Here is a 23,322-nt window from a genome sequence, read left to right on the forward strand (position 1 = left end):
CGTCAATGCATCTCCTTGCCAGGATCCCTCCGGAAAATAACTGTGCCAAATTTTTTCCACACACTCTTTTTGTATGGACGTAAATTAAAATGATTTCAAGGAAAGTCTGAAGAATAACGCCGACTAAATAAGTGCAACGTTAGAGAGAAATACAGTAGGAAAAACTACTCATGACAACGGACCCAAGTATTAGAAAGCTCACAAATAAGAGGTCAACACCTGTCATTGATACACCCGCTGGACCGATTATTGGCAAAGTAGACGAAGCTACAAGAACCTATAAATTTCTAGGTATACCCTATGCTCGTCCCCCAATTAACGAGCTCCGCTGGAAAGCACCCGAACCAATGCCAAATTGGAGTGTGCCATTTGATGCAGCGCAATTTGGAACGCCAGCTGCACAAAATCCCTCAAACCTGATGCAGGTCCGGGGAAAAAATGGAGAGATTCCTGATAGAGAAGAATGTCTTTATCTAAATATTTTCTCGCCACCTATAAACCAAGGAAGAAAGCTACCTGTAATGCTCTGGATTCATGGTGGAGCTTTCTATATGGGGTCAAGCTGCCAAGATATATATAATGGGTGCCATCTTGCCTCAAGCGGTAGAGCAATAATTGTGACATTCAATTATCGTCTTGGCGCTCTAGGCTTTCTACGTTTAAAGGACATCTCTGAAATCCCATCTACTGGCAACGAAGGTCTATTGGATCAAATAGCAGCGCTCAAATGGGTGAGAGATAACATTGCAGCCTTTGGCGGAGATCCTAACAATATCACTCTTTTTGGTGAATCTGCCGGCGCAATGAGCATCATCTCTCTATTAGAGGTAACTGAATATCATAATTTATACTCTCGAGCGATTGTACAAAGTGGCCACCCAAGGGCTGCTCATTCGATTTCCAGAGCCAATAACATGGCAGCAGCATTCATCGAGCATCTTAATAACATAAGTGGTGGAATACCAATACACAAATGCTCTACAAAGTTACTTCTTCAGGCACAAAGCGAAATTCTTAAAGATCCACGCATGACACAAAACTGGGGGCAACTTCCATTTAAGCCGGTGCTAGACGAAAGCTTATTAAGAAAAAGACGACCGTCTTTAGTAAATATTAAAACTAATACAGCCCATCCAATTCTTCTTGGCAGTAATCTAGAAGAGTGGAATCTATTTAGTGTTACAAACCCTGAAACTTTCACACTGAATTATCACTCAATCTGCAAAAAGTTAGAATGGCTGCTACCTGAGAGCACACTAAAACCTATTATTGATTACTATTACCAGCAGGCTTTATCTATTAAAAACAATCCCTGGCCAGAATGGAGTAAAACCTGGAATTTGATGTTGACCGATATGGTTTTTACCCTACCAGGGCTTAGGTATCTAACCCAACATAAAGGACAAAGTTTCCATTATCATTTCGCCCAACCATTAGCGGCACAGCCCTTTTTGGGTGCGTGTCATGCTGCAGAACTAGCCTATCTATTTGGTACTCATGGTGAAGCGTCTTTACAGGAATTATATCGCGATGAGCCAGCCCCGCACACCTTAAGTAAAAGTATGCAAGAAGCCTGGCTGAACTTCGCTGAATGTGGCAACCCGGGAAACAACTGGCCAATATTTACAGGAAAGCAAAGCCAGCGTATCGGTAATCATCCACATTTCACGAATTTCAATACAGCAGAACTGCTATCATTATGGCAAAATATACCAGATGAAGTATTAAACCAGTATCTATAATCCCAAATAACATGCCCAGAATTTTACTTGCACGACATGGTGAGGCAGCTAAAGGAGATAATATCCTTGATCCACCCCTCACCAAGTTAGGATTTATACAAGCTGAAGAGTTAGCTCAAAAACTTGCTATTCAAGGAAGATTAAAAATCACGAGCAGCCCTAAGCTGCGAGCCAAGCAGACAGCAGAACCCCTAGCAAGAATATGGGGCGCTTCAATAGAAGTGGTCAACTTAGTTACTGAGATACCAACACCCGAAGGTATTCTATCAAGTCAACGCCTACCATGGATACGCTCTCTTCTGAATAAAGAATGGACTATAAATGATAAACAGCAAAAAGAGTGGCGCAATGGAATTCAGAGATATTTATTTAGCATTACTGAAGATACTATAGTTTTTTGTCATTTTATGGTAATAAATTCAATCGTTGCCTATATTAATAAAAGCCAAAAAATTCAACAGTTTCGACCAGAGTATACGTCAATAACTGAACTAACTATTAAAAATAATCAGTTATATTTAGTAAGCTTGGGAAAAGAGAAAGACAGCCAAATTCTTTAGCATACGCTATTTAGGTCAGGATGCTAAACTCTCTGATAATAAGTTAAATTCTATTGAATCAAGTAGAACAGGATAGTTTTACAGTCTGTGCCTATGAACAATCACCATCAGCAACCAAGAACACAATAAATATTCAATTCAAATTATAAAAAATGATCTATCCATCTTATTAATTTTCTGCGACAAAAACCAAATAAAGTATAATAAGCAGTTGGCAGCTCACAGCAACTATAGAGGATAGTGTTTGATATTTGCACCGCCACATCCCCTTCAGCGAAGGGAGCAAACTTATAAATGGAAATATAAATCTGTACCTTATTGGGAGTGTTGATACCCCCTAAAGACCTTCACTCATAGTTTCATTACATAGCTCAACATATTTATCAGCTTTACGCTGAACGAAATCATCATTACTTTCTCTAATAAGAGCACTGAGATCAAGAGGTTTATATTTAAACCCGACTGATCGTCCCAAACTTTCTATTAATTCATTACAGAGCACTGCAACACAAGAAAGCCTAACCCAGAGGATTGGAGTTCCTCTAAGACATAGCCCAGACATAACATTAACAAGGGGAGAAATTTTCTCAACAAAATTATATCCTTTTAGGGCATCTGTAAACTCTGAAAAAGACATACACCTCGCTACTGACTCGCCTTCATTAATGGTAAGCGCATTTCCTATACTTGATAAGGTATCAAAGAAAATATGCTCCTTTTGTACTTTCCAATTAGCATTTGGGTGATGACTAGTTATTTTTGAACCGGACAACATCAGAAATAGCGATTTTTTGAACTCAAGCAACTTAACAGAAGACTCATCTACAGCAAAATCAGCATAAGCAACTTTACTCTCTATCAGCTCTGACAAACAGAGCAGTCTTGCTAGCCTGTAAATGGTGCTTTTTCCATAATGGCCATTCAAATCAATTTTATAGGGTTTTTTCGGAATATTCGTAACTCTGGCTTTAAAATCACGGGCAGCCAGAAGAAGCTGGAACTTAAGGGGACCAATAGCTTGATACAACCTGGCCCTCGCCTCAAAATTGTATCTTATATCAGCTTCATTCTCCTTCAGGTATACTTCTACATCCTTTCTAATTAGGCCATCTTGCACACTCTTAAAATCACTTAAAGATCTATCTAGCTCATTTTTATATTTCTGAAGATCCTTTTCCAATCTATGAGCAACTAGTGACTTAGTCAACCATATAGCAGTGAGTGAAGAAACGCCTAAAGAAGAAATGAATGTGGGGATATCTAAATCCATGAACTAATACCTCCTTGCTTAGTCTTCACACTGATAATCAGCCAACTTTATCCGAAATCAGTCAAACAATCTAACCATAAATTTTCCATCTACTCCATACTAAATATAAGCAGCAATCGAATACTTGCAGAATCTTCCAAAGTGAAAGTCGTTGTCCATCCTTATTGAATAAAATTCTGATATGGATTTCTATACATTCACACATCTTCACTTCCCAACAGCGTTGGAAGATTTTACTTCAGCTAATCCATGATAAAAATCTTTTAAACCAGAAAATTTCCTAACTCATAAATTGCAAATTGAATATGTACGGTTCGGTTTGCTTCCAGTATGTCGGCCATACAACATCATCCCAAACTAAAGCCGATGTATAAGCGATTAGTCGACACTGGTAAATCTAAGAAGATCGCCCTGATTGCCTACATGAGAAAGCAGATTACGATCCTGAATACGATGGTGAAAATTAACACTTACTGGGATGCAAGTATGGCTTAAAAACTTGACGAGCAACCATAGTCGCTTGTTAAGTATTTGCCAACACCCCAGCCAACCAAAAAATGGTGCTGTACGTTAAAGCTGTAAAGCTGATTAAAAATATAACTTGTAAAATAGATAGTTTAGAATGTATACCAAAATCAATAAGTTCATAGAGTTTTTTGGGAAAGTACTTTTTTATACTTAGTATAACCATAATTACTGCCATACCTACATAAAGTAACACGACACCCCAAAACCGTTCTGGTTCAACATCAATACTGATTGTTTCTGAGAGACCAGCTCGTTTATAGACAGATACCTTGCCACTCACAACAGCAAACACGCAATAGGCTAACGTGAAAATAGCAAACAGCAGATGAATGAATCCAACTTTCCGTGGCATTGCTACCCCATACTCTAGGTACTTAACGCTTTAAACAGCGGAATAAAAACTGGAGATTTTTGTGCCCGCCCGGATTAACTTGTTAATTTCCCAGTATCTAATTTGTAGGGACATCTCATATTTCTTTCGAGATAGAAGACTGGTAGTTACCCTCCATACAAACCCTTAGAGGGAGGGCAGATATTAAAAAGGTTGCAATCAGCTTCCTAGCTTCCTAGCTTGAATCTGGCTTGGAACCAAAGGCAATGAAGGGTCGAGTTCACCCTGCACACGTAGTGCCCATTCTCGTATGCGACTACGACGGAAAAGTCCGTCTCCTCCTGTAAGCCCAGCCTCATAACCAAAAGCAAGGAGCGCATAGACAGAGAGGTCTGCAACACTCACTTCACTACGATTACACATAAAAGGACCTCTCTCAAGCTCTTTACTCAAACGTGCACCGACATGACGTGCAGCAGCCATTATGCTGTTTCCTGGAGCATTTTCAGCTTCCCTGCGGACAAAAGGAGCCCACCGAAGGACTAGAGGCCATACAAAACGCCATGCGCCGATTGCGTTATCTGGTACCGTGCGATTCATGGCACAACCGAGGCGCCAAGCGTTGATCAGCTGCACAGGAAGTGCTAGCGATAAAGCCGGTCGCACAAACCTAAAATTTGCAGGAATCATGCAATGCTGGACCCAATCATCAAGTTCGTTAATGCACGGATCACCGTCTACAGGGTACAGGGGACGCTGAGGGAAGCGTTCATCTAGCCAATGAGCTATTTCTTGTGAATCATTTTTGCTTTCACCATCAATTGTCAAAACAGGCACGGTATGCCCCATCGGAAGTGTTTCCCTCATATTAAACGGAGATACATAGACAATTTCGTAAGCGATCTTTTTAAAAGCGAGAAAAGCTTGGACTTTAAGACCGTATGGACTGGTAGCGAAAGTGTAGAGCACGACTTTTGGGGTATTGAATTCCATGCTTTCCATAATTAGCTCCTTCTATACCAGTGGTTTAACAGCTCGTTTAAAAAAGAGTGAGCCAAGGTGTCAGTAGAATTAACGCCGGCCACAGTGGCCTGCGGACTTAGCACGTAATTCTACCAGCAATTTGAGTGAAAGGTGATCTTGCCCCGATAAAACGGACACACTACTTTTCATACTGCTATTCGCTCATATTCTATTGGTGATTGATAGCCTAAAGCTGAATGCAGCTGCTTACGGTTGTAAAAATCATTAATATATCGAGCCAGAGCATACTTTAAATGGCTCATTGTCTGGAAGCTAGTTTCTCTAATCAGTTCAGCTTTTAAGCTATGGAAGAACGACTCCATATGAGCATTATCCGTATATTTACCCGCTCTACTCAAGCTATGCTGGATTCCATATCTTCCCAACTCTTTTTGATACTCGGACCCTCTGTTCTCTACACCTCTGTCCGTGTGTAATATTAATCCTGGTTGTGATCCTCTTTTCCTTCCAGCATTCATCAGGGTTTTTCGGGTTAATTCTGTTGCTCTCTTCGTGTCTAAACTCCAACCGATTACTCGGCGAGAATACAAATCTATCACCACTGACAAGTACTGCCATTGACCCTTAACCTTAAGGTAAGTTATGTCAGCAACCCAAACTTGATTCTTGCTTTTAGGCACAGCTCCTTCCGGTCTAAGATTCTCCCCAGAGGCTAGGAAACGCATTATTCCTGGTGCCCTACGTGTCACTCTCGTAACTCTGGCTACGACTCCTAATTCCTGCATCAGCCGGGCTACGCGCTTACGGCTAACTTCATAGCCCTTAGTCAGCAGGGCTTTCCAAATTCTTGGACTACCATAGCGCCCTGCAGAGTCATCCGAAATCTTTTGAATCTCTGAACTTTTAGATCATCATCTTGGTGTTTTCGGTGCGATCGCGGCCTCTTCAGCCAATAATAATAGCCACTGCGCGATACTCCTAGCCACTAACAAGTTCTTTTGATACCTAATGCTGATCCGAACCTCTGGATAAATCGATATCTTGCTGATGTTCCTCTGCAAGAAACCGTTGCCACTTTTTTAGCAAATCAAGCTCCTACTTTAATTTACGATTCTCCGCCTCTAAACGCTTTACCCTAGAAAGTTCCTTTTCTGTTCTAGAGACTACATCAGTAAGCTTTCTTCGTTTATCTGCCACAATCTTCCCTTCCTGAAACTCTTTTCGCCATCGTGACAGCATGAAAGGGTGAATGTCGAGAGTTTCAGCCACTTCCTTAACTTGAATGCCCTCTATCAAGCTAAGCATTACCGCTTTCACTTTGAATTCGTTTGAATACTGCCAAGTCTTTCTAGGTTTGTTGTATTTTGGCATAAGACACCTCGTCTGTTTGACTTTGGTGTCCGTTAAAACGGGGCAAGATCATTGGAAGCCTCCCCCCTTAAAGTAGACGCCACCTTATATTCATCTTATGCGGCCATTCTTTCATATTCATCTGGGCTTTTGAACCCAAGTGAACCATGTCTTCTTTTAAAGTTATAGTACCTATCAAGATACCAAGCTAAGTTAGCTCTTAGCTCCTTAACGGACTCGAAATTAAATCCTTTAAAACTCTCAGTTTTCAGTGTTTGAAAAAATGATTCTACATACACATTATCATTCATACATCCTGGACGGTTCATGCTCAGCTCAATACCCAGTTCCTTGAGTCGGTTTTGGTATGCATAAGCACCGTACTCAGACCCTCGGTCGCTGTGAAATATTAGATCTGATTCAATATTTCTGAGACGGACAGCTTTATTTAGCGCTGACAGTATTAGTTCAACAGTTCGAGTATCCGACAATTCCCAACCCAACACTTTCCGAGAGTAAAGATCAATAATCACAGCTAAATATTGCCATTGCCCATTGATCTTCAGATAGGTTACATCACCAGCCCATTGAGAGTCTGGTTTACTCGGCATACCATGCTCTCTTTGTAAATTTTCAACCTTAATGCAAGGATTTCCAAGCAAAGGGCGTCGACGATAGATCCTTCCAGCTTTCCCCACGATTCCAGCCTCTCTCATAAGGCATTCAACGCGTTTGTGATTTATTCGTTCACCATTAGCTTTCAGCTCTGCGCTAATTCTTGGACTTCCATAATTACCATCATGCTGCGCATAGATAGCTTCGATACACCCTAGAATTCGCCTATTTTCTATGTCTCGAGTGCTCTCATCACGGTTGAGCCACTTATAAAACCCTTGGGGTGAAACATTCAAGTATCTACATAAGTACCTGACACCAAAGTCTGATCGATTAAGAGCTATGAACGAGAATCTTTCGACTTTGGATCTTTCAGGTACATTTCCTACTTTTTTAGGAAATCATTCTCCTTTTGCAATTTCTCAACCTGCTTTTTTAGACGTCTTATCTCTTTATCATCAGTTTGAGACTGAGTTTTCGTTGTCTTGGTCATACTTATTCTACGACTGGGCTTCTCGACCAGCTTGCCTTCTCTACTTTCCTGTCGCCATCTATACACCATTACTGGATGCAAACCAATAATGTTGGCGATTGTAGTCGTATCTACTTTCAGTTGATTAGTGAGAGCTACCACTCTAACTTTGAACTCTGTTGAATATTCAACAACCCGCTCTTCACTCAGTATTTTCGGCATTTTTTCCTACCCTATTCAAAAGGTAGGCGTCTACTCAATGGGGGAAGATTTCGGGAAGGTCCAACCACACGAAGTGTGCTGAACATGGTGGCACTTGTTATGAGTTGACATAAAATATACTGCCCATGCCTGTTGATTTGACGATTTCATCGTCTTTGACTGCCTTTTCTATAGCACTCTTGAAGTCGTCTTCTGACTTCAAGTCAGACTTGATTTTATTAGACCGGACAAACTCTGATAATTGCCAAGCATCAAATCCGTTAAATTCTCCATTCATTCCAAAATCAAAGCCTATCTTAGTTCCATCGATATTCACTTCCATACCGATACCGTGCGGTCTTATCTTGTAGCCGTCCTTCTCATAGTTAGCTTTTCGAATAGCGGTAACACATCGAAGAATAAAATCGTGGCTGGATTGCGGACGTTGGCACTCGAAATTCGACTCAAGTACGGCCACAGCCTTTTCTTGAGCAACATTAAATTTCTCTATAATTCTCTTTAGCTCGAAATCCATTATCTAAGACTCATAACGCCCACAGCGGGGGCGGCCGAAGCGTAGCGTAGACCGTCCCGCAGAGGCCGACGCAAACTGCCTGTGATTGTTAGAAGTTGGGTACACTACCACCCCTCCAAATATGTACCCAGCTCTTGGCCGCGTTCTTTATCTCCTTTTGAAAGAAAAGAATCTTTGAACGCCGAAACTCGCATTCTACGGCGATGAAATAGTATGCATGCGCCAAAGAACAATAACCAAGCTAATACTTGAAATCCGAGCAGGAAGACTGATTTTTCAAGTAGTGACATTTTACTCATAGCAAAGAGCGAGAGCACACCAATCACCACAACCGGCCACGCGATGCTTAAAAACGCAGCTTTTGCCGCTAATAGAATTACCTTTTTCGAATACATTTTTAGCTCTACGTGTTTAAGACTTCTAACGACCACTTAACCGGCGCGACGAAAGGAGCGTCCGGCGACAGAAGGGAGCGAAGTTGAAGTGATTGTTAGGGCTTTTCAGCATGGGCAGACTCCGCTATAAACTCATGGCATCCTGTCTCATCCAAAAATATTCTGAAATGATGAAGCTCTTTATATGCTTTTACAGTTGCAGTATCGCTAGCTAGGAAGCTGGATAGTTTTTCTGAATTTTTTAGCTCGCTTAGCTTGAAATAAGAGCTTTCTATCATTTCTGCACTGCAATTAGGTAGCACAGTAAATTGATGCCACCGGACCTTGTTGAAGCAGATTGAAAAGCTCGGCTTCTCAGCGATATTTACCTTCAATAAGGCTCCCCCATTAAGCATGTGTAATTCACATCCCTCATACAGCCCTGTGTCAAATTCGGGTAGTTCAATCATTGTTTACCTTGAGCCCTAACGCCAAGCGAAGGGGAGAAATGCGCAACACTTTGTCCCGCTTGCACGCCTTGTTAAATTTAGGGTAGGCACTCTAGCCAAACCCGTTCATTTGGATGGTGCTCTGCAATCGTGGCTAGTGCTTCATCTAACGCGCTATCATCGCTAGGATCTATTGCATAGTTGAAGTTAGTCAGGTCGATATCGCTTGATCGTAGCGAATCTATCTCCTGCTCATTCAGCACGCCATCGCCCACCCATACTGGATACAGCGCCGATCTAATTATTTGCTCTAATTCTGTGTAGCCACTTCTTGTAACTGCGAATATAACCATGATGAAATTTAACGCCCCGCACAGGGGCAGACAAAAAAGCGTAGCGTTTTGGCTGTCCCAGCGACCAACGGGACCGATTGCTACGGCTTGTATGGTTGTTCTTGCCCGGTTCTGATGTTGAAAAACCTTTTCCCTAACGGGTAAATTGAGACCCACCTTCGGCGGCCACCGAAGGCCTTGTTTGCCGCAGTTCGTTGCTGCGCTGGTTCATAAAGACCGCTAACAAGTAGGAACGTGACAGACACTCATTAGGCATAACTCGAATAGTCATGTGGGCCTCGAGCCCGAATAGCAAGGCGGAGATAGCTTATCTTATGGAACCTCAAGAGATCAATGTCGGTATCGATACTAGCAGCAAACAGCTCGATATTTTTGTGAGACCAACTGGCCAATTCTTTAGTGTTACCAATGATAAAGATGGTATTAAGGACGCCATTAAACGACTGCAACCCCTTAAACCCAAAAGAGTACTTATCGAGTCCACCGGAAGGCTTGAACTGGAGTTTGTCTGTTCTGCCCACAAAGCGGGGGTGCCGATAGTTGTTTACAATCCTTCGCAGGTAAGAAACTTTGCAAAGTCAGCGGAGCTGACTCGCCAAAACTGACAAGCTGGATGCTGTCGACATTGCTCACTTTGGAGAGGCAATGAAGCCAAGGTTATCGTCGTTAAAACCTGAAAAATTAAGGAATATCAGTGACTTACTCGTTGTAAGAAGCCAGTGCTTGGAGATGAGTACAATGCAAAAGAACCGTCTCAAGCGAATGCCTAAATCTGTACACAAACCTATTCAAGCCATATTGAAAACCATCAAAAAAGAGTTAGAAGGAATCGATAAGCAGCTGGATAAACTCGTCAGCAGTATTGCCGAATGGCGACAAAAACGTGACCTATTGTTAAGCGCTAAAGGGGTAGGAAATGTATTGGCCTACACCCTGATGAGCGAATTACCTGAATTGGGGAAACTGAACCGAAAAGAGATTGCTGTACTTGTTGGTATCGCCCCTATGAACCGAGATAGTGGGAACTTTCAAGGTAAACGCTATATTCGTGGTGGACGGCATCGTGTGCGCACGGTCCTGTTTGTTTCCATAATGTCGGCGATCCAGTGCCACCCTAAATTAAAGCCAATGTATAAACGCTTAATCGACGCTGGCAAACCTAAAAAAGTGGCCCTCATTGCCTGTATGAGAAAGCAACTTACCATTCTGAATACGATGGTAAAAAATAACACATATTGGGATGAGAATATGGCTTAAAAGCTTGACGAAGAACCATAGTCACTTGTTAAGCATTTTTTACCCACTTTAGAAAGAGCTTTATCAGCTCGCTTAGTTTGTGAGGGCCGCCATAGCCAACAAACTTACCGCCTTCTAGTTTTGTAATAATCCAGTCGTTCCCACTCGCTTCGGCATCATCACCTACACCGTAGGAAAAACCTTCATATTTCTTTTCTTCTATATCTGTATCGGTGATGTCTACTTTTAGAAACCAGCCTGGATTATCAAGAGTACCGATTTCAATGCCATAGGTATGTTCCCAGTCCTCATTGCACTGAGAAAAATACCATTCTTCAAGTTCTTTGAGAGCTTCCATGTTTTTGATGCTTAACGCTCAAAGCAGCCGCGCATTTTTGCGTCGGCCGCCTTTGCTTGTTATAACTTTTCTACAGTACAATTTGAATTTCACCATTGCTTTTTTGCCAGCTAAGCTTTTCACACACGATGCTAAGCATAGCTCCGCCTTCAACCTCTATATGAGCTACCGGATTGAGCAACTCTTGGCTGTAAGATTGCCATCCGTCTTCCTTATATAGCCTTGCTACACTGGCAATATCTTCTTTTATGGTAACGTTTACTTCACCTACGAATATTGCATCTTCGTCATCTGCTGACTTTCTATAGTTTAGTCTTGAATAATCAGCGCAATATAGCGTAATAACACCATCGAATGCTGCTGGATAAAACTCCAATTTTACTACGCCGCTCAAACCATCAACTGATAAAGTTAAATCAGCATTATTTAATAGCTTATCGCAGACTTCTTGTAAGGTGCTCATTTCTATCCTGAATTATAACGCCGACCTCAACTGCCGGAGGTCAGATTGCGGGCCCTTGTTATACGAACTCTGGATTAGAATCCGCATTAATGTAACCCCATACCCTATAGTATTTACCTTCAATAGAGTAAGGAATATTAAACTTATGGAGTACTTCAAGTATTCCACTACTTATATCAGCATCCTTGTCAGATACTAAACAACCTCTGAATTCATGTTCATATGGGTCGAAATCTATCCATTCTATCGCGACGGAATCATCAAAAAGTTCATCCCACCATACCTTGCTAAAACCAAGTATTTTATCTTCGTATATCAGCTTGTATCTCACTTCTGGAGATGCATCACCTTGGCCAGCGAACGATGAACACAACTCTCTCCACTTAGTCTTGTTCATTACAGAAACAAGCTGTCTTTGATGTATGACTCTAGAAGGGATTTCGTTCATTGAAAACTCGTATAACACCTTACTCAGCCGCCACCGGAATGGAGCCGCCTTTGTGATAGCGTAGCGTACAGCACAAAGGGAGCGTAGTGTAGGTGGTCGGATGCAGTAACTTGTTATGTGTTTTTCTCGTTACTATTTTCGTTATACAACTCAGACACTTTTACTGCTTTTGTATACGCTTCAAAATCATCGAAAAGCACATAGCTTATAACTTGCGCCCATTCAACTGCGCCAACATGACCAGCATCCCAACCTGACTCACTGCATCCAACTGGAATCTTACCAACAATAAATAGTTTTCCACCTTGATATTCAAAGCGTGGATTGTCCAAATCATGACTGCATTCCGAGTCGGCCAAACACATTGAAATACATTTACCAGAAAAGTCTGGAATATTTTCTTTGTCTATACTCATTAGTACTTCCCTACTTTACACATAACGTTGCCAGCAAGGTCAGCCGAAGCTTAGCGTAGGCCGTCCAGCCCAACCTCCGGCTGGGCGATCTTGCCTGGCTTGGTTATAGCTGGCGCGCTCTGAACCGCCTACATGCTCTCTGCCAGCCATCTTCGGCTGGCCACTGCCCGATAAATTTACTGGGAAAAATACCATACTTTACCCACCAATTAACTATCTGATTGGCACTCCACAATGGTGTAACTGACTTGTAATGCTAATTGACTTAAAACGAAGGCACTTGAACGAAACTGCGGTGACAGTTTGCAGGAAAACTCTCTGGGGAGAGTGTTCAGGTAGAGATTGGTACTTGCAGCAACTACAAACTATCTGAAAATTAACCGCCACAATAACGACTACAACAGGGGCGGCTAGAGCGCAGCGTAGGCCTTCCGCGAAGGGCCAAAGGCCCGTTGCAACCTGCTTGTGCTTGTATGGTTGTTCTTGCCCGGTTCTGATGTTGAAAATCCTTTTCCCTAACGGGTAAATTGAGACCCACCTTCGGCGGCCACCGAAGGCCTTGTTTGCCGCAGTTCGTTGCTGCGCTGGTTCATAAAGACCGCTAACAAGTAGGAACGTGACAGACACTCATTAGGCATAACTCGAATAGTCATGTGGGCCTCGAGCCCGAATAGCAAGGCGGAGATAGCTTATCTTATGGAACCTCAAGAGATCAATGTCGGTATCGATACTAGCAGCAAATAGCTCGATATTTTTGTGAGACCAACTGGCCAATTCTTTAGTGTTACCAATGATAAAGATGGTATTAAGGACGCCATTAAACGACTGCAACCCCTTAAACCCAAAAGAGTACTTATCGAGTCCACCGGAAGGCTTGAACTGGAGTTTGTCTGTTCTGCCCACAAAGCGGGGGTGTCGATAGTTGTTTGCAATCCTTCGCAGGTAAGAAACTTTGCAAAGTCAGCGGGGCGACTCGCCAAAACTGACAAGCTGGATGCTGTCGACATTGCTCACTTTGGAGAGGCAATGAAGCCAAGGTTATCGTCGTTAAAACCTGAAAAATTAAGGAATATCAATGACTTACTCGTTGTAAGAAGCCAGTGCTTGGAGATGAGTACAATGCAAAAGAACCGTCTCAAGCGAATGCCTAAATCTGTACACAAACCTATTCAAGCCATATTGAAAACCATCAAAAAAGAGTTAGAAGGAATCGATAAGCAGCTGGATAAACTCGTCAGCAGTATTGCCGAATGGCGACAAAAACGTGACCTATTGTTAAGCGCTAAAGGGGTAGGAAATGTATTGGCCTACACCCTGATGAGCGAATTACCTGAATTGGGGAAACTGAACCGAAAAGAGATTGCTGCACTTGTTGGTATCGCCCCTATGAACCGAGATAGTGGGAACTTTCAAGGTAAACGCTATATTCGTGGTGGACGGCATCGTGTGCGCACGGTCCTGTTTGTTTCCATAATGTCGGCGATCCAGTGCCACCCTAAATTAAAGCCAATGTATAAACGCTTAATCGACGCTGGCAAACCTAAAAAAGTGGCCCTCATTGCCTGTATGAGAAAGCAACTTACCATTCTGAATACGATGGTAAAAAACAACACATATTGGGATGAGAATATGGCTTAAAAGCTTGACGAAGAACCATAGTCACTTGTTAAGTGTTGCGGAAAGCACTTGCTAGCTCCCCCAGTACTTTATAATCTTTGACACCCCACAATTTTTGCACTTCCAAGTTTCTTCGTACCTTCTTGGCCCCACATAAAATGACAGAGTAATTTTTGGCTTTATATTATTGCCAGCTGGATCTCTAATCTTTACAAGACTCATTTTCCCACCACACTGTTCACATGGTTTGCTGGTCTTTTTGTGAGAATATATTACGACACATAAAAAACAAACTAGAGCAACCAGTAAAAATGCCATCTCTTGTTCTGACATGACTAACACTTAACGCTCGCAATAACCGGCCGGAGCTGCACAGCAGCGGAGGTCTGAGTTAATTGCCTTGTTCTGTGCTACTTGCACATGGGTACTTAGTGTAAAATGCTTTTCGGACTAAATCAGCAACACCTGCGACACCACTTTCACGATACCTAGTAACAGTTTCAGGGTTATTGTTGATGTATTCGACAACCACACTAACCATCTCTTTATTTGAAATATCTTTCTCAGGAAGACAGGTCAGAGGATTGTCAGAGTTACCATCAAAAAAATCTACTCCTTCCACGATGCCTGAGATAAAGCCGAAACAAAATCCTACACCAATCAAATCTGCCTCATTTGGAACCCTAGACTTCAATAAATAAATCGAGCTGTAAGCCTTACATCCGTTGACTAAAGTATCGAAGTTACCAGCAGCAATTAAGCTATGAGACATTAAAATAAGTACCGAAGCTAAAAATACATTCTTAAATCTCATATCAGAACTCTCAACCGAACAGAACGTTGCCAGCAAGGGCAGCCGGAGCAAAGCGTAGGCTGTCCAGCCCAGCCTCCGGCTGGGCGATCTTGCCTGGCCTGGTTATAGCTGGCGCGCACAGAACAACCTACTTGCTCTTTGCCAGCCAACATTGGCTGGCCACTGCTCGATAAATTTACTGGGAAAAATACCATACTTTCCCCACCGGTTAACTAACTGACTGGCATTCCACAATGCTGCAGCTAGCTTGCAGAACTTGTTGGCTTTAAACGAAGGCACTTGAACGGAGCTGCGGTGCCAACTTGCAGGAAAACTCTCTGGAGAAATGTGCTCAGGAAGAGATTGGTGCTTACAGCAACTTCAAACTACCTACAAAATGACCGCCACAATAACGCCCGCAACAGGGGCGACCAATGCTGTGCACATTTTGTGTGAAACTGGGAGCGCAGCGACCTGCACAAAATTTGCACTGCGTTGGGCGTCCCGCGGAGGCCCCAAGGGCCGGAGCAACCTGCTTGCGCTTGTTAGTGGCAATCACTGTAAGATGTATCCGTAAATCGCTAACCCTAACACTGCGAGCACCACGACTAAAAACTTTAGCTGGCCATTGTGTACTTCTGCGTTTGTAATTGGTTGAAGCTTTACCGTAAATAGTGTGAATAGAGAGAGTATAACGCTCGCGGAAAAACAGATAAGAAGCGGTAGTACACTTACCATAAACACTGAAATAAACGCAGATAGGCCAGTTATTGCCCACAAAGCCTTTTTTGCTTTTTGCCACTGTGTTGGCTCAACGCTGTGGTAACAGCAGCTTGAACATCGTGCAGGACCAAGTGAATGCGCCCCAATCTTTGAAAAAGCATTGACTCCAAAATTTTTGCAATGTGGGCACTGAAATCTCATTCTTGCTTACCACTAACGCCTCAAACAGGGGCGCACTGAAAGTGCGTCCCGGCCGAAGGCCCTTGCTGCTTTGACTTGTTAAATGTTTTCGAAGTCGGATATATCACTGCGCCAAAAAACCTCACTTTGCTGTTTAGCTAAATACCCAAACTCACTATCATGGATGACTATACCTTCGAACATTATGTCGTCAGGCTTCCCATGTTTGTCGAGATCATCCATATAAAACCTAAATTTCATACCCAGAGCTAATTCTAATGTCAAACCTACTCTCTCGAGGTCATTGACGCTGCCACGACGCTCCAGAGAGTAACCGTTCTCTGTCATTCTTGCATTGAGGTCACAGTAGATCTCTTTTAAATCGCTCATGGTGGACCTGACATTTAACAGTGTATTCAAAAGCAGCTGCATTATATTATCTGCCAATATATCCCAAAATAAGAAATTACCAAAGCCAGGAAAGATATTTATAAATCAAGGAGTTGGCCGTCAATGACATAGTAATACCTCAAGTGGATATATTGCAGCTGCATCATATTTTGTTGCTTTTGATCACAGATGTAAATCATTCAAAATCAATAAGTTAACGCTCATATTACTGTGGTTATGTGGAGCTGCTTTTGATCTTAGGTATTGACAATCCCGAAAAACACCAAACACTGTATAAAAAAACAGCTTAAAGAAATTGTCATGGATGATATTTGCCCTAAGCTACCCCCTAAACCAGAACGTTTTATGGATATTTTACGTCAGCATATTCGCAAGCAGGGACTATCGTACCGAACAGAGCAAACTTACACGCACTGGATAAAGCGGTTTATTCACTTTAATCGATTGAAGCATCCTGCCGGTATGGGGCCGGCTGAAGTTGAGACTTTCCTTACCCATCTCGCTGTTCATGATCTCCGCGCATCCAATACTCAAAGAGTGGCATTGAATGCTATTGCTTATCTCTACAAGCAGTTCTTAGGTAAGGACATCCCAGACTTGGATTTTACGATTGCCAAGAGGCAACGGCGGCTGCCTGTTGTTTACAGTCATGAAGAAGTGGCTACGGTTCTTAGTCATTTACAGGGGGTCTTCAGATTACAGATTGAGCTGATGTATGGCTCAGGGCTTCGTAGTGCCGAATTACTATCTCTCCGAATAAAAGATGTGGACTTTAGTAGCAATAATATTTTTGTCCGCGGTGGAAAAGGAAATAAGGATCGAACTACCCTTCTTCCACAGGGAATAATCCAAGATCTACAACGTCAAGTTAAATATGTATCTCTTCTTCATCAGCAGGATTTACTGACCGGCTACGGTTTAGTTTATCTGCCGGATGCACTCGATCGCAAATACCCCAGAGCCGCCAAACAACTTGCTTGGCAATACCTGTTTCCTGCTAACACTATCAGTAAATGTCCCCGTTCAGGCATATACCGAAGACACCATATACACTCATCCACATTGACGCGCTAAGTAAATAGTGCTGTGAGAAAGGCGGGAATCAACAAACCGGCACGCTGCCACGCATTCCGGCATAGCTTTGCCACACATTTACTCGAAGCTGGTTACGATTTACGCACTATCCAGGAATTATTGGGGCATTCTGACATTAACACTACTGAAATTTACACCCATGTAGTGAATCGTGGTAACAAAGGCGTATTAAGCCCCTCAGACCGCCTTCGTAGTATTAATAAAATTAAGGAGACTGGAGCTAACTATTTTAATGGGGCCTTGGGTTAAATTAGAGGCTCCTTAATTTCTTTACTGTATGTTAACGGCTAAGGCAATGGATACCGGCTCTTGCGGTATCCCTATAGCTAAAGATCAGGAGCGCTCGAACTACCCAGGTGTTACATCACCATTTTGTGCGCGATGGCGCAGGGCATGGTCGATAAGTGTAAGAGCCATCATGGCTTCCGCAATAGGTGTCGCACGTATTCCCACACAGGGATCGTGGCGGCCCTTGGTAACTACTTCAATAGGGTTGCCAGACCGGTCGACACTGCGCCCTGGAATACGCAGGCTAGAAGTTGGTTTTAGAGCGATATGGGCAATTATATCCTGACCACTGGAAATGCCCCCTAGCACGCCACCAGCATTATTCGATAGGAAGCCATCCTCTGGGGTGATTTCATCCCGGTGCTCGGTGCCTTTCTGCTCCACGCAGTCAAAGCCCGCTCCAATTTCCACGCCTTTTACCGCATTAATACTCATCAGGCCGTGGGCAAGGTCTGCATCCAGGCGGTCAAAAATAGGCTCACCCAAGCCAGCTGGTACACCGCTGGCGTGCACTGAGATGCGCGCACCAATGGAATTTCCCTCTTTGATCAGGTCTTGCATATAGGCTTCCATTTCAGGAACTCGCTCTGCATCCGGGCAGAAAAAGGGATTAAGTTCCACTTGCTCCCAATCCAGTTTTTGTACCTTAATCGGGCCCAGTTGAGAGAGGTAGCCTCGCACTTCAATGCCGTATTTTTGCTTCAGCCATTTTTTGGCGATGGCCCCGGCGGCAACCCGCATAGCAGTTTCCCTGGCGGAAGAACGGCCACCCCCACGGTAATCACGAATGCCGTATTTCTGCCAGTAGGTGAAATCGGCATGGGCCGGTCTTACCTGCTCGGCGATATTACTGTAGTCCTTGGAGCGCTGATCGGTATTTTCAATTAATAGGCCAATGGGCGTGCCGGTGGTTTTCCCCTCGAAAACACCGGAGAGTATTTTTACCTGGTCAGGCTCGCGGCGCTGGGTGGTATAACGGGAAGTACCGGGCTTGCGGCGATCCAGCTCTAACTGAATCTCCTCTTCGCTAATCTCCAGGCCCGGAGGGCAGCCATCAACAATACAGCCCAGGGCGGGCCCATGGCTTTCGCCAAAGGTGGTGACACAAAACAACTTGCCAAAGGTATTGCCCGACATAGACGACTTTTCCAGCTAGTAGGTGGTTAAACAGGAGTTGGCCTCAAGTGAAGCCGCACATTATAAAGGAACCCCGGGGCCCAGCACGCAGCCAAGAACAAAAAGCACAATTGCTCCGCGCATCTGCCTCCAATAACAAACCCGGCAATGTAGATTGCCGGGTTGGCAAAAGAAATTACTCTTTTTCGAAGTAAGGTTGGTAAGCGAGCAGTTCTTCGCGGCTGATGACAAAGACACCGTGGCCTCCATCCTCAAACTCAGGCCACATAAAGGGTACCTCGGGGAAAGCTTGTTCCAATGCCTCCCAGCTATTGCCCACTTCACAAACCAGCAAACCCTCTGGCTGCAGATGATTGGCAGCCTCTCGCAACAGGCGACGGGTAAAATCCAAACCGTCCTCTCCTGAACCCAGGGCGATTTCTGGCTCTGCGCGGAATTCTTCTGGCATTTCTGCCAGGTCACGAGCATCTACATAGGGCGGGTTACAGACAATCAGCTCGTAGCTGAACCCCTTCAGGCCGGCGAAAAGGTCCGACTGTACAGCGCGCACGCGCTCATTCAAGTTGTGGCGATTAATGTTAATTTGCGCAACTTCTATGGCACCCTCAGAGATATCGCTCAGGTCGACCCGCGCTTCAGGGAAAGCTTCTGCGCAGGCAATACCGATACAGCCACTTCCACAACAAAGATCCAAAATCGCCAAGGGCTCTACCTTGAGCCAGGGCTGGAAGTTGTGCCGTATCATCTCCCCAATAGGCGATCGAGGTACCAGCACCCGATCATCCACATAGAAAGTCATATCGCAGAAGTGCGCTTCATGGGTCAAATAGGCAGCTGGTACCCGCTCGGTAAAGCGTCGCTCCAGGATAGTGAGCACATCGCGACGCTCCTCCATCGTCAGGCGTGCCTGCAATATCTCCGGCTTACTATAAGGTGGCAGGTGCAGCGCGTGGGTGACAAGCAATACCGCCTCATCCCAGGCGTTATCGGTGCCATGACCATACCAAAGACCAACCTCATGGAATCTGCTGGTGCCCCAGCGAATGTAGTCCAAAACCGTGGTCAGCTCGTGCAGGCTGGATTCACGCCTTTCTATCATCGAATCTATCCTTAAGTACTGTGTATCTCATCAGGGCCTATTGTCACTCATTGGATGGCCTCTGTTGTGGCAATTCTATAGCTGTACCCAATGGACCTAGGCTATTTGTCCACCCAACTACTTTATCAGTCGTTTAAATAGAGTAACTAGGCCTCACTCCATCTGCCTTCCCGAACAAAAAATGGCCCCTGGCACTGGCTATCAAATTGCTGTCAACAGGCCTCTGGGTCCGCGCGGATCTTTACTCTCGGGTTACAAACGCTTAGGGTAGCGCACCCGCCCTTCGGGCTGAGATGTTGGAAAGAGCAGCATGAACGAACACTACGCGCGAATTATTGAAGCAATCGGCGAAGATCCGCAACGCCCAGGACTCAAGGACACCCCTGAGCGCGCCGCCAAGGCCATGGAATACCTGACCCGCGGCTACAGACAGACCGTCGAAGACGTGGTCAACGATGCACTCTTCCCCTCCGACTGCAGTGAGATGGTGCTCGTTAAGGATATCGAACTCTATTCCCTGTGTGAGCACCACCTGTTGCCATTTATCGGCCGCGCCCACGTAGCCTATATTCCCAATGGCAAGGTTGTTGGCCTGTCCAAGGTAGCACGTATTGTCGACATGTTTGCGCGCCGCCTGCAGATCCAGGAGCAGCTTACTGTAGAGATCGCCGAGACCCTGCTAAACGTCACTGGTGCTGCCGGTGTCGGTGTTATCATCGAAGCCAAACACATGTGCATGATGATGCGCGGGGTGGAAAAACAGAACTCTGTGATGAAGACTTCGGCAATGCTCGGTACTTTCCGCAGTAACCAGGCTACGCGCAACGAGTTCCTCTCCCTGCTCCGCCAGTAACAGGGTCGACTCACCAGCACATCGCGGCTCAAAAAGAGCCGCCAATGTTCACGGAGTGAATTGCTATGCCCCACCTGATCATAGAGTATGCGAAGAATCTGGAAGACAGGATTTCCGTGGCTGCCCTGGTCAGCTCCGCACAAGAGGCGATGAACCGCTCCGGGCTATTTGCGTCGCACAACATCAAGACCCGTGCCAAGGCTTACGAGCAATTTATCGCCGGCGATAATGGCAGCAGCTTTATCCATGCCGAAATCCGGCTATTGGAAGGCCGCAGCTCCAGGGAGCGAGAAGCACTGAGCTCGGCAGTGTTCAATTGCCTGTGCCAATTCGCCGATGGCGTGCCTGCGGTCTCGGTAGAAGTGCGGGAAATGGACCCCAGCTGCTATTCAAAGCGCGTGCCCTTCTAGCTCATTAGTCGGCCTCGCCGCGCAAGAAAGGCCCAAACCACTCCGCAATGCCCTCGGCTCCGTCCTCCATATGCAAATGGTGACTGCCAGGCAGCTCCCGCACTTCAATATTTTCATAATCAGCCAGAATTGGGCGCAGCTTCTTAATCATATTTGTAATCCCCCCCTCCGCCAGAACCAGGCGTACCGGCATACTGAGCCGTGAAAGAAAGGCCCGAATCTGCACTTCATTGAGCTTCGCGGTGGAAGCCGCCATCAGCTGGGGATCATTACTCCAGGTAAAACCACCGTCCAAGGGGCGAGTTCCACGCTCAGCCAAAACCCGTGCAGCCCATTCAGAAAGTGGGAAGAGGCCATTCATACGAGCTTCCACGGCTCCCTCAAAGGTCGGGTATACCTTTGCCTTGCGGTGCCTGTAACGAGCGCGCTGGGCGATGGCCCTGGCAAGGATATCCGGCGACTCCTCATCCTTTGTGGCCGGGGGCACCAAGCCATCAATCAATGCGAGGCGCTTTACCCTGTTGGGAAAAGCCCCGGCAGTAATCACGCTCGCAATGGCTCCTCGTGAGTGAGCGAGCAGGGAAAAGTTTCGCCAACCTAGAGCCTCCGAAGCACCGATAATATCCTCAGCCTCCTCCCAGATGTTGTAATTGGCATGAGGAGAACGATGGTAGCTGCGGCCATGCCCAGCCATGTCCATGGCAACCAGGTTAATTCCTTCAAGCAGGGGGGCAAGTCGATTAAAACTGGCACAGTTATCCAGCCAGCCATGCAAGGCCAAAACTGGTTCACCAGAGGGGTCACCCCACTGCCGTGCAGCAATAGTTTTACTCTCAAACTCGAGGGTGATTTCGCTGGCGACGCTTTGCTTCATAAGTGGTAATTCCACTGGGTAACTGGTTTTGATAAGGCAAGATGGTGCTACTGCTCTGTCATAACTGCAATGACACTTGGCACCAGCGAGCTAGTGATTTAGGTGCAAGCATGGGAGGAAGATTAAATGGCGCCTACTCTGCGTGTTGCAGCCAATCAAGCTCAGCACAGCCATTGGCCCAAACTTCAGCACTCACACAGGCAAGGCTTGAAGTACCCATGGGATGCTCATTACCGCTACCGCAAAGGCCATTGAGCAGACTGCCAACCAACGGCTGGTGGCTAACCAATAGAATGGGGAAGTTATCCTGCTCCTGCAAAAGGTCAAGCAACTGTTGGGGATTGCTATCCCCGATTAGTAGTGGCTCGGTAACAACGGGCAGGCCCAAATGAGCGGAGACAATATCAGCTGTTTGCTGGGTTCGAACAAAAGGACTGGCCCAAATAGCGTGCACAGCCGATAACTCTTTTGAGCGTTTTTTGCATACCTGCGCCACTTGCTTGCGCCCACGTTCCGTCAGGGAGCGAGCGGCATCATTGCCAAGCATCGGCTCGGCCTTGCCATGGCGCAGGATAAACAATTGCATTGACATAGCCTCAATTAGAGCTGAGCAGGTAGCTAGTTTTTCTCGCCGCGCTCGTCAGATTCGCCTTTCTTTTCAGCAAAAGAAGCCGGCGGCTCATCAGCACCCTCTTCTACCAGCTCAGGCTTTTTATCATCGGCAGGTTCATCACTACCGAGAATAATGGCATCCTCAGCCTCTTCCTCTTTTTTTGATTCCGCTTTCTTGACCGGTTCAGCTTTTTCCTCTGTAGCGACCACCTCCGCAGAGACTTCTTCAGCTCCTTCATAACCGGAGAGATCTTCTACATCGGATTCCGGCCACTCCGCAAAGGGGAAGGGCTTCTCGTCTGAGTTGTAAATCAAAAACTGTACAGCCTGGTAGATATACGAGGCGAGCTGATCGCCAAAACGACGCAAGTTATCGTTAGACTTACCGCCGATAATCGAAAACAGGAACTGCAGCACCACCACAGCCAACAGTACCCAGCCGGCAATCTGCAAACAGATGCCAAACAGCACCATATAGATCAGTCGCACCCATTGATTACCGGAGGTCAGGTTGCGCTTCAATTCATCATTTTTCATAAGAGGCT

At 45.1% G+C, this 23,322-nt stretch carries 27 protein-coding genes and 3 pseudogenes; 8 read left to right on the plus strand and 22 right to left on the minus strand.

All coding sequences use genetic code 11. The features are described 5' to 3' along the window. Nucleotides 1-170 precede the first annotated feature (170 nt). Both ACJJI7_RS00705 and ACJJI7_RS00710 read left to right on the plus strand, forming a co-directional pair. Nucleotides 171-1,742 carry a carboxylesterase/lipase family protein gene (locus ACJJI7_RS00705; protein ID WP_020411080.1) on the plus strand — a complete coding sequence of 524 codons (1,572 nt, stop codon included), beginning with the start codon at nucleotides 171-173 and terminating at the stop codon, nucleotides 1,740-1,742. A gap of 11 nt (nucleotides 1,743-1,753) precedes the next feature. Further along, nucleotides 1,754-2,302, plus strand: a complete 549-nt coding sequence (locus ACJJI7_RS00710; protein ID WP_020411081.1) for a histidine phosphatase family protein — start codon at nucleotides 1,754-1,756, stop codon at nucleotides 2,300-2,302. A 337-nt stretch (nucleotides 2,303-2,639) separates the two neighbouring features. On the opposite strand, the gene ACJJI7_RS00715 is transcribed toward ACJJI7_RS00710, so the two are convergent. The 10 genes and pseudogenes from ACJJI7_RS00715 to ACJJI7_RS00760 all read right to left on the minus strand — a co-directional run bounded on the left by ACJJI7_RS00715 (nucleotide 2,640) and on the right by ACJJI7_RS00760 (nucleotide 9,764). Further along, entirely contained in the window at nucleotides 2,640-3,572 is a 933-nt protein-coding gene (locus ACJJI7_RS00715) for a hypothetical protein (RefSeq protein WP_282952743.1), read from the minus strand. Between the two features lie 523 nt (nucleotides 3,573-4,095). Continuing rightward, nucleotides 4,096-4,452 (minus strand): hypothetical protein, encoded by a 357-nt coding sequence (locus ACJJI7_RS00720; protein ID WP_020411084.1) that lies wholly within the window; start codon nucleotides 4,450-4,452, stop codon nucleotides 4,096-4,098. A gap of 198 nt (nucleotides 4,453-4,650) precedes the next feature. Continuing rightward, entirely contained in the window at nucleotides 4,651-5,433 is a 783-nt protein-coding gene (locus ACJJI7_RS00725) for a glutathione S-transferase family protein (protein ID WP_282952742.1), read from the minus strand. A 167-nt stretch (nucleotides 5,434-5,600) separates the two neighbouring features. Further along, nucleotides 5,601-6,786, minus strand: a pseudogene (locus ACJJI7_RS00730) (IS3 family transposase). Between the two features lie 95 nt (nucleotides 6,787-6,881). After that, entirely contained in the window at nucleotides 6,882-7,724 is an 843-nt protein-coding gene (locus ACJJI7_RS00735) for an IS3 family transposase (protein WP_475717127.1), read from the minus strand. A 41-nt stretch (nucleotides 7,725-7,765) separates the two neighbouring features. Then, nucleotides 7,766-8,074 carry a transposase gene (locus tag ACJJI7_RS00740; protein ID WP_282952741.1) on the minus strand — a complete coding sequence of 103 codons (309 nt, stop codon included), beginning with the start codon at nucleotides 8,072-8,074 and terminating at the stop codon, nucleotides 7,766-7,768. Between the two features lie 97 nt (nucleotides 8,075-8,171). Then, nucleotides 8,172-8,588 carry a DUF6896 domain-containing protein gene (locus ACJJI7_RS00745; protein ID WP_282952740.1) on the minus strand — a complete coding sequence of 139 codons (417 nt, stop codon included), beginning with the start codon at nucleotides 8,586-8,588 and terminating at the stop codon, nucleotides 8,172-8,174. Nucleotides 8,589-8,692: 104 nt separating this feature from the next. Then, nucleotides 8,693-8,983 carry a hypothetical protein gene (locus tag ACJJI7_RS00750; protein WP_282952739.1) on the minus strand — a complete coding sequence of 97 codons (291 nt, stop codon included), beginning with the start codon at nucleotides 8,981-8,983 and terminating at the stop codon, nucleotides 8,693-8,695. A gap of 95 nt (nucleotides 8,984-9,078) precedes the next feature. Beyond that, the gene (locus tag ACJJI7_RS00755; RefSeq protein WP_282952738.1) at nucleotides 9,079-9,432 is read right to left on the minus strand and encodes a hypothetical protein; all 354 of its coding nucleotides are present in this window, start codon (nucleotides 9,430-9,432) and stop codon (nucleotides 9,079-9,081) included. A 77-nt stretch (nucleotides 9,433-9,509) separates the two neighbouring features. Further along, on the minus strand, nucleotides 9,510-9,764 hold the full coding sequence (locus ACJJI7_RS00760; protein ID WP_282952737.1) for a hypothetical protein: 255 nt from the start codon (nucleotides 9,762-9,764) through the stop codon (nucleotides 9,510-9,512). 314 nt (nucleotides 9,765-10,078) lie between these two features. On the opposite strand from ACJJI7_RS00760, the pseudogene ACJJI7_RS00765 reads away from it, so the two are divergent. Then, nucleotides 10,079-11,021, plus strand: a pseudogene (locus ACJJI7_RS00765) (IS110 family RNA-guided transposase). Nucleotides 11,022-11,049: 28 nt separating this feature from the next. Here the strand turns inward: ACJJI7_RS00765 and ACJJI7_RS00770 are convergent. The 4 genes from ACJJI7_RS00770 to ACJJI7_RS00785 form a co-directional block, all read right to left on the minus strand. Next, a complete protein-coding gene (locus ACJJI7_RS00770) occupies nucleotides 11,050-11,358 on the minus strand; it encodes an immunity 53 family protein (protein WP_282952736.1) in 309 nt (102 codons plus the stop codon). A gap of 70 nt (nucleotides 11,359-11,428) precedes the next feature. Next, nucleotides 11,429-11,821, minus strand: coding sequence for a hypothetical protein (locus ACJJI7_RS00775; RefSeq protein WP_282952735.1), 393 nt, complete (start codon nucleotides 11,819-11,821; stop codon nucleotides 11,429-11,431). 58 nt (nucleotides 11,822-11,879) lie between these two features. Continuing rightward, complete coding sequence (locus ACJJI7_RS00780) at nucleotides 11,880-12,269, minus strand: DUF6678 family protein (protein WP_282952734.1); 390 nt, start codon at nucleotides 12,267-12,269, stop codon at nucleotides 11,880-11,882. A 113-nt stretch (nucleotides 12,270-12,382) separates the two neighbouring features. After that, on the minus strand, nucleotides 12,383-12,685 hold the full coding sequence (locus tag ACJJI7_RS00785; protein ID WP_282952733.1) for a hypothetical protein: 303 nt from the start codon (nucleotides 12,683-12,685) through the stop codon (nucleotides 12,383-12,385). A gap of 696 nt (nucleotides 12,686-13,381) precedes the next feature. Here ACJJI7_RS00785 and ACJJI7_RS00790 point away from each other — a divergent pair. Further along, nucleotides 13,382-14,323: pseudogene (locus tag ACJJI7_RS00790) on the plus strand (IS110 family RNA-guided transposase). A 370-nt stretch (nucleotides 14,324-14,693) separates the two neighbouring features. On the opposite strand, the gene ACJJI7_RS00795 reads toward ACJJI7_RS00790, so the two are convergent. The 3 genes from ACJJI7_RS00795 to ACJJI7_RS00805 all read right to left on the minus strand — a co-directional run bounded on the left by ACJJI7_RS00795 (nucleotide 14,694) and on the right by ACJJI7_RS00805 (nucleotide 16,388). Continuing rightward, the gene (locus ACJJI7_RS00795; protein ID WP_282952731.1) at nucleotides 14,694-15,116 is read right to left on the minus strand and encodes a Rap1a/Tai family immunity protein; all 423 of its coding nucleotides are present in this window, start codon (nucleotides 15,114-15,116) and stop codon (nucleotides 14,694-14,696) included. Nucleotides 15,117-15,465: 349 nt separating this feature from the next. Then, nucleotides 15,466-15,897 (minus strand): hypothetical protein, encoded by a 432-nt coding sequence (locus tag ACJJI7_RS00800; RefSeq protein ID WP_282952730.1) that lies wholly within the window; start codon nucleotides 15,895-15,897, stop codon nucleotides 15,466-15,468. Between the two features lie 200 nt (nucleotides 15,898-16,097). Continuing rightward, nucleotides 16,098-16,388 (minus strand): hypothetical protein, encoded by a 291-nt coding sequence (locus ACJJI7_RS00805; protein ID WP_444901143.1) that lies wholly within the window; start codon nucleotides 16,386-16,388, stop codon nucleotides 16,098-16,100. Nucleotides 16,389-16,709: 321 nt separating this feature from the next. On the opposite strand from ACJJI7_RS00805, the gene ACJJI7_RS00810 reads away from it, so the two are divergent. Together ACJJI7_RS00810 and ACJJI7_RS00815 are read left to right on the plus strand one after the other, a co-directional pair. Next, entirely contained in the window at nucleotides 16,710-17,483 is a 774-nt protein-coding gene (locus ACJJI7_RS00810) for an integron integrase (RefSeq protein WP_444901142.1), read from the plus strand. 12 nt (nucleotides 17,484-17,495) lie between these two features. Then, nucleotides 17,496-17,753 (plus strand): tyrosine-type recombinase/integrase, encoded by a 258-nt coding sequence (locus ACJJI7_RS00815; protein ID WP_282952727.1) that lies wholly within the window; start codon nucleotides 17,496-17,498, stop codon nucleotides 17,751-17,753. Nucleotides 17,754-17,852: 99 nt separating this feature from the next. Here ACJJI7_RS00815 and aroC read toward each other — a convergent pair whose 3' ends face one another. Both aroC and prmB read right to left on the minus strand, forming a co-directional pair. After that, the gene (gene aroC / locus ACJJI7_RS00820; protein WP_020412736.1) at nucleotides 17,853-18,929 is read right to left on the minus strand and encodes a chorismate synthase; all 1,077 of its coding nucleotides are present in this window, start codon (nucleotides 18,927-18,929) and stop codon (nucleotides 17,853-17,855) included. A gap of 175 nt (nucleotides 18,930-19,104) precedes the next feature. Next, nucleotides 19,105-20,028, minus strand: a complete 924-nt coding sequence (gene prmB, locus ACJJI7_RS00825) for a 50S ribosomal protein L3 N(5)-glutamine methyltransferase (RefSeq protein ID WP_282952725.1) — start codon at nucleotides 20,026-20,028, stop codon at nucleotides 19,105-19,107. A 310-nt stretch (nucleotides 20,029-20,338) separates the two neighbouring features. Between prmB and folE the strand changes: the two genes are divergently transcribed. Continuing rightward, nucleotides 20,339-20,881 (plus strand): GTP cyclohydrolase I FolE, encoded by a 543-nt coding sequence (gene folE, locus ACJJI7_RS00830; RefSeq protein ID WP_020412734.1) that lies wholly within the window; start codon nucleotides 20,339-20,341, stop codon nucleotides 20,879-20,881. A gap of 65 nt (nucleotides 20,882-20,946) precedes the next feature. Further along, on the plus strand, nucleotides 20,947-21,291 hold the full coding sequence (locus ACJJI7_RS00835) for a 5-carboxymethyl-2-hydroxymuconate Delta-isomerase (protein ID WP_020412733.1): 345 nt from the start codon (nucleotides 20,947-20,949) through the stop codon (nucleotides 21,289-21,291). Nucleotides 21,292-21,295: 4 nt separating this feature from the next. Here the strand turns inward: ACJJI7_RS00835 and ACJJI7_RS00840 are convergent, their stop codons facing one another. From ACJJI7_RS00840 to ACJJI7_RS00850, 3 genes are all read right to left on the minus strand, one after another. After that, nucleotides 21,296-22,165 (minus strand): alpha/beta fold hydrolase, encoded by an 870-nt coding sequence (locus ACJJI7_RS00840; protein WP_353376081.1) that lies wholly within the window; start codon nucleotides 22,163-22,165, stop codon nucleotides 21,296-21,298. A 133-nt stretch (nucleotides 22,166-22,298) separates the two neighbouring features. After that, nucleotides 22,299-22,751: a phosphohistidine phosphatase SixA gene (gene sixA, locus ACJJI7_RS00845; RefSeq protein WP_020412731.1), complete on the minus strand. Its 453-nt coding sequence runs from the start codon at nucleotides 22,749-22,751 to the stop codon at nucleotides 22,299-22,301. Between the two features lie 32 nt (nucleotides 22,752-22,783). Next, the gene (locus ACJJI7_RS00850) at nucleotides 22,784-23,314 is read right to left on the minus strand and encodes a DUF4389 domain-containing protein (RefSeq protein WP_282952721.1); all 531 of its coding nucleotides are present in this window, start codon (nucleotides 23,312-23,314) and stop codon (nucleotides 22,784-22,786) included. Between the last annotated feature and the right edge of the window lie 8 nt (nucleotides 23,315-23,322).

This window comes from Microbulbifer variabilis, from assembly GCF_056232115.1.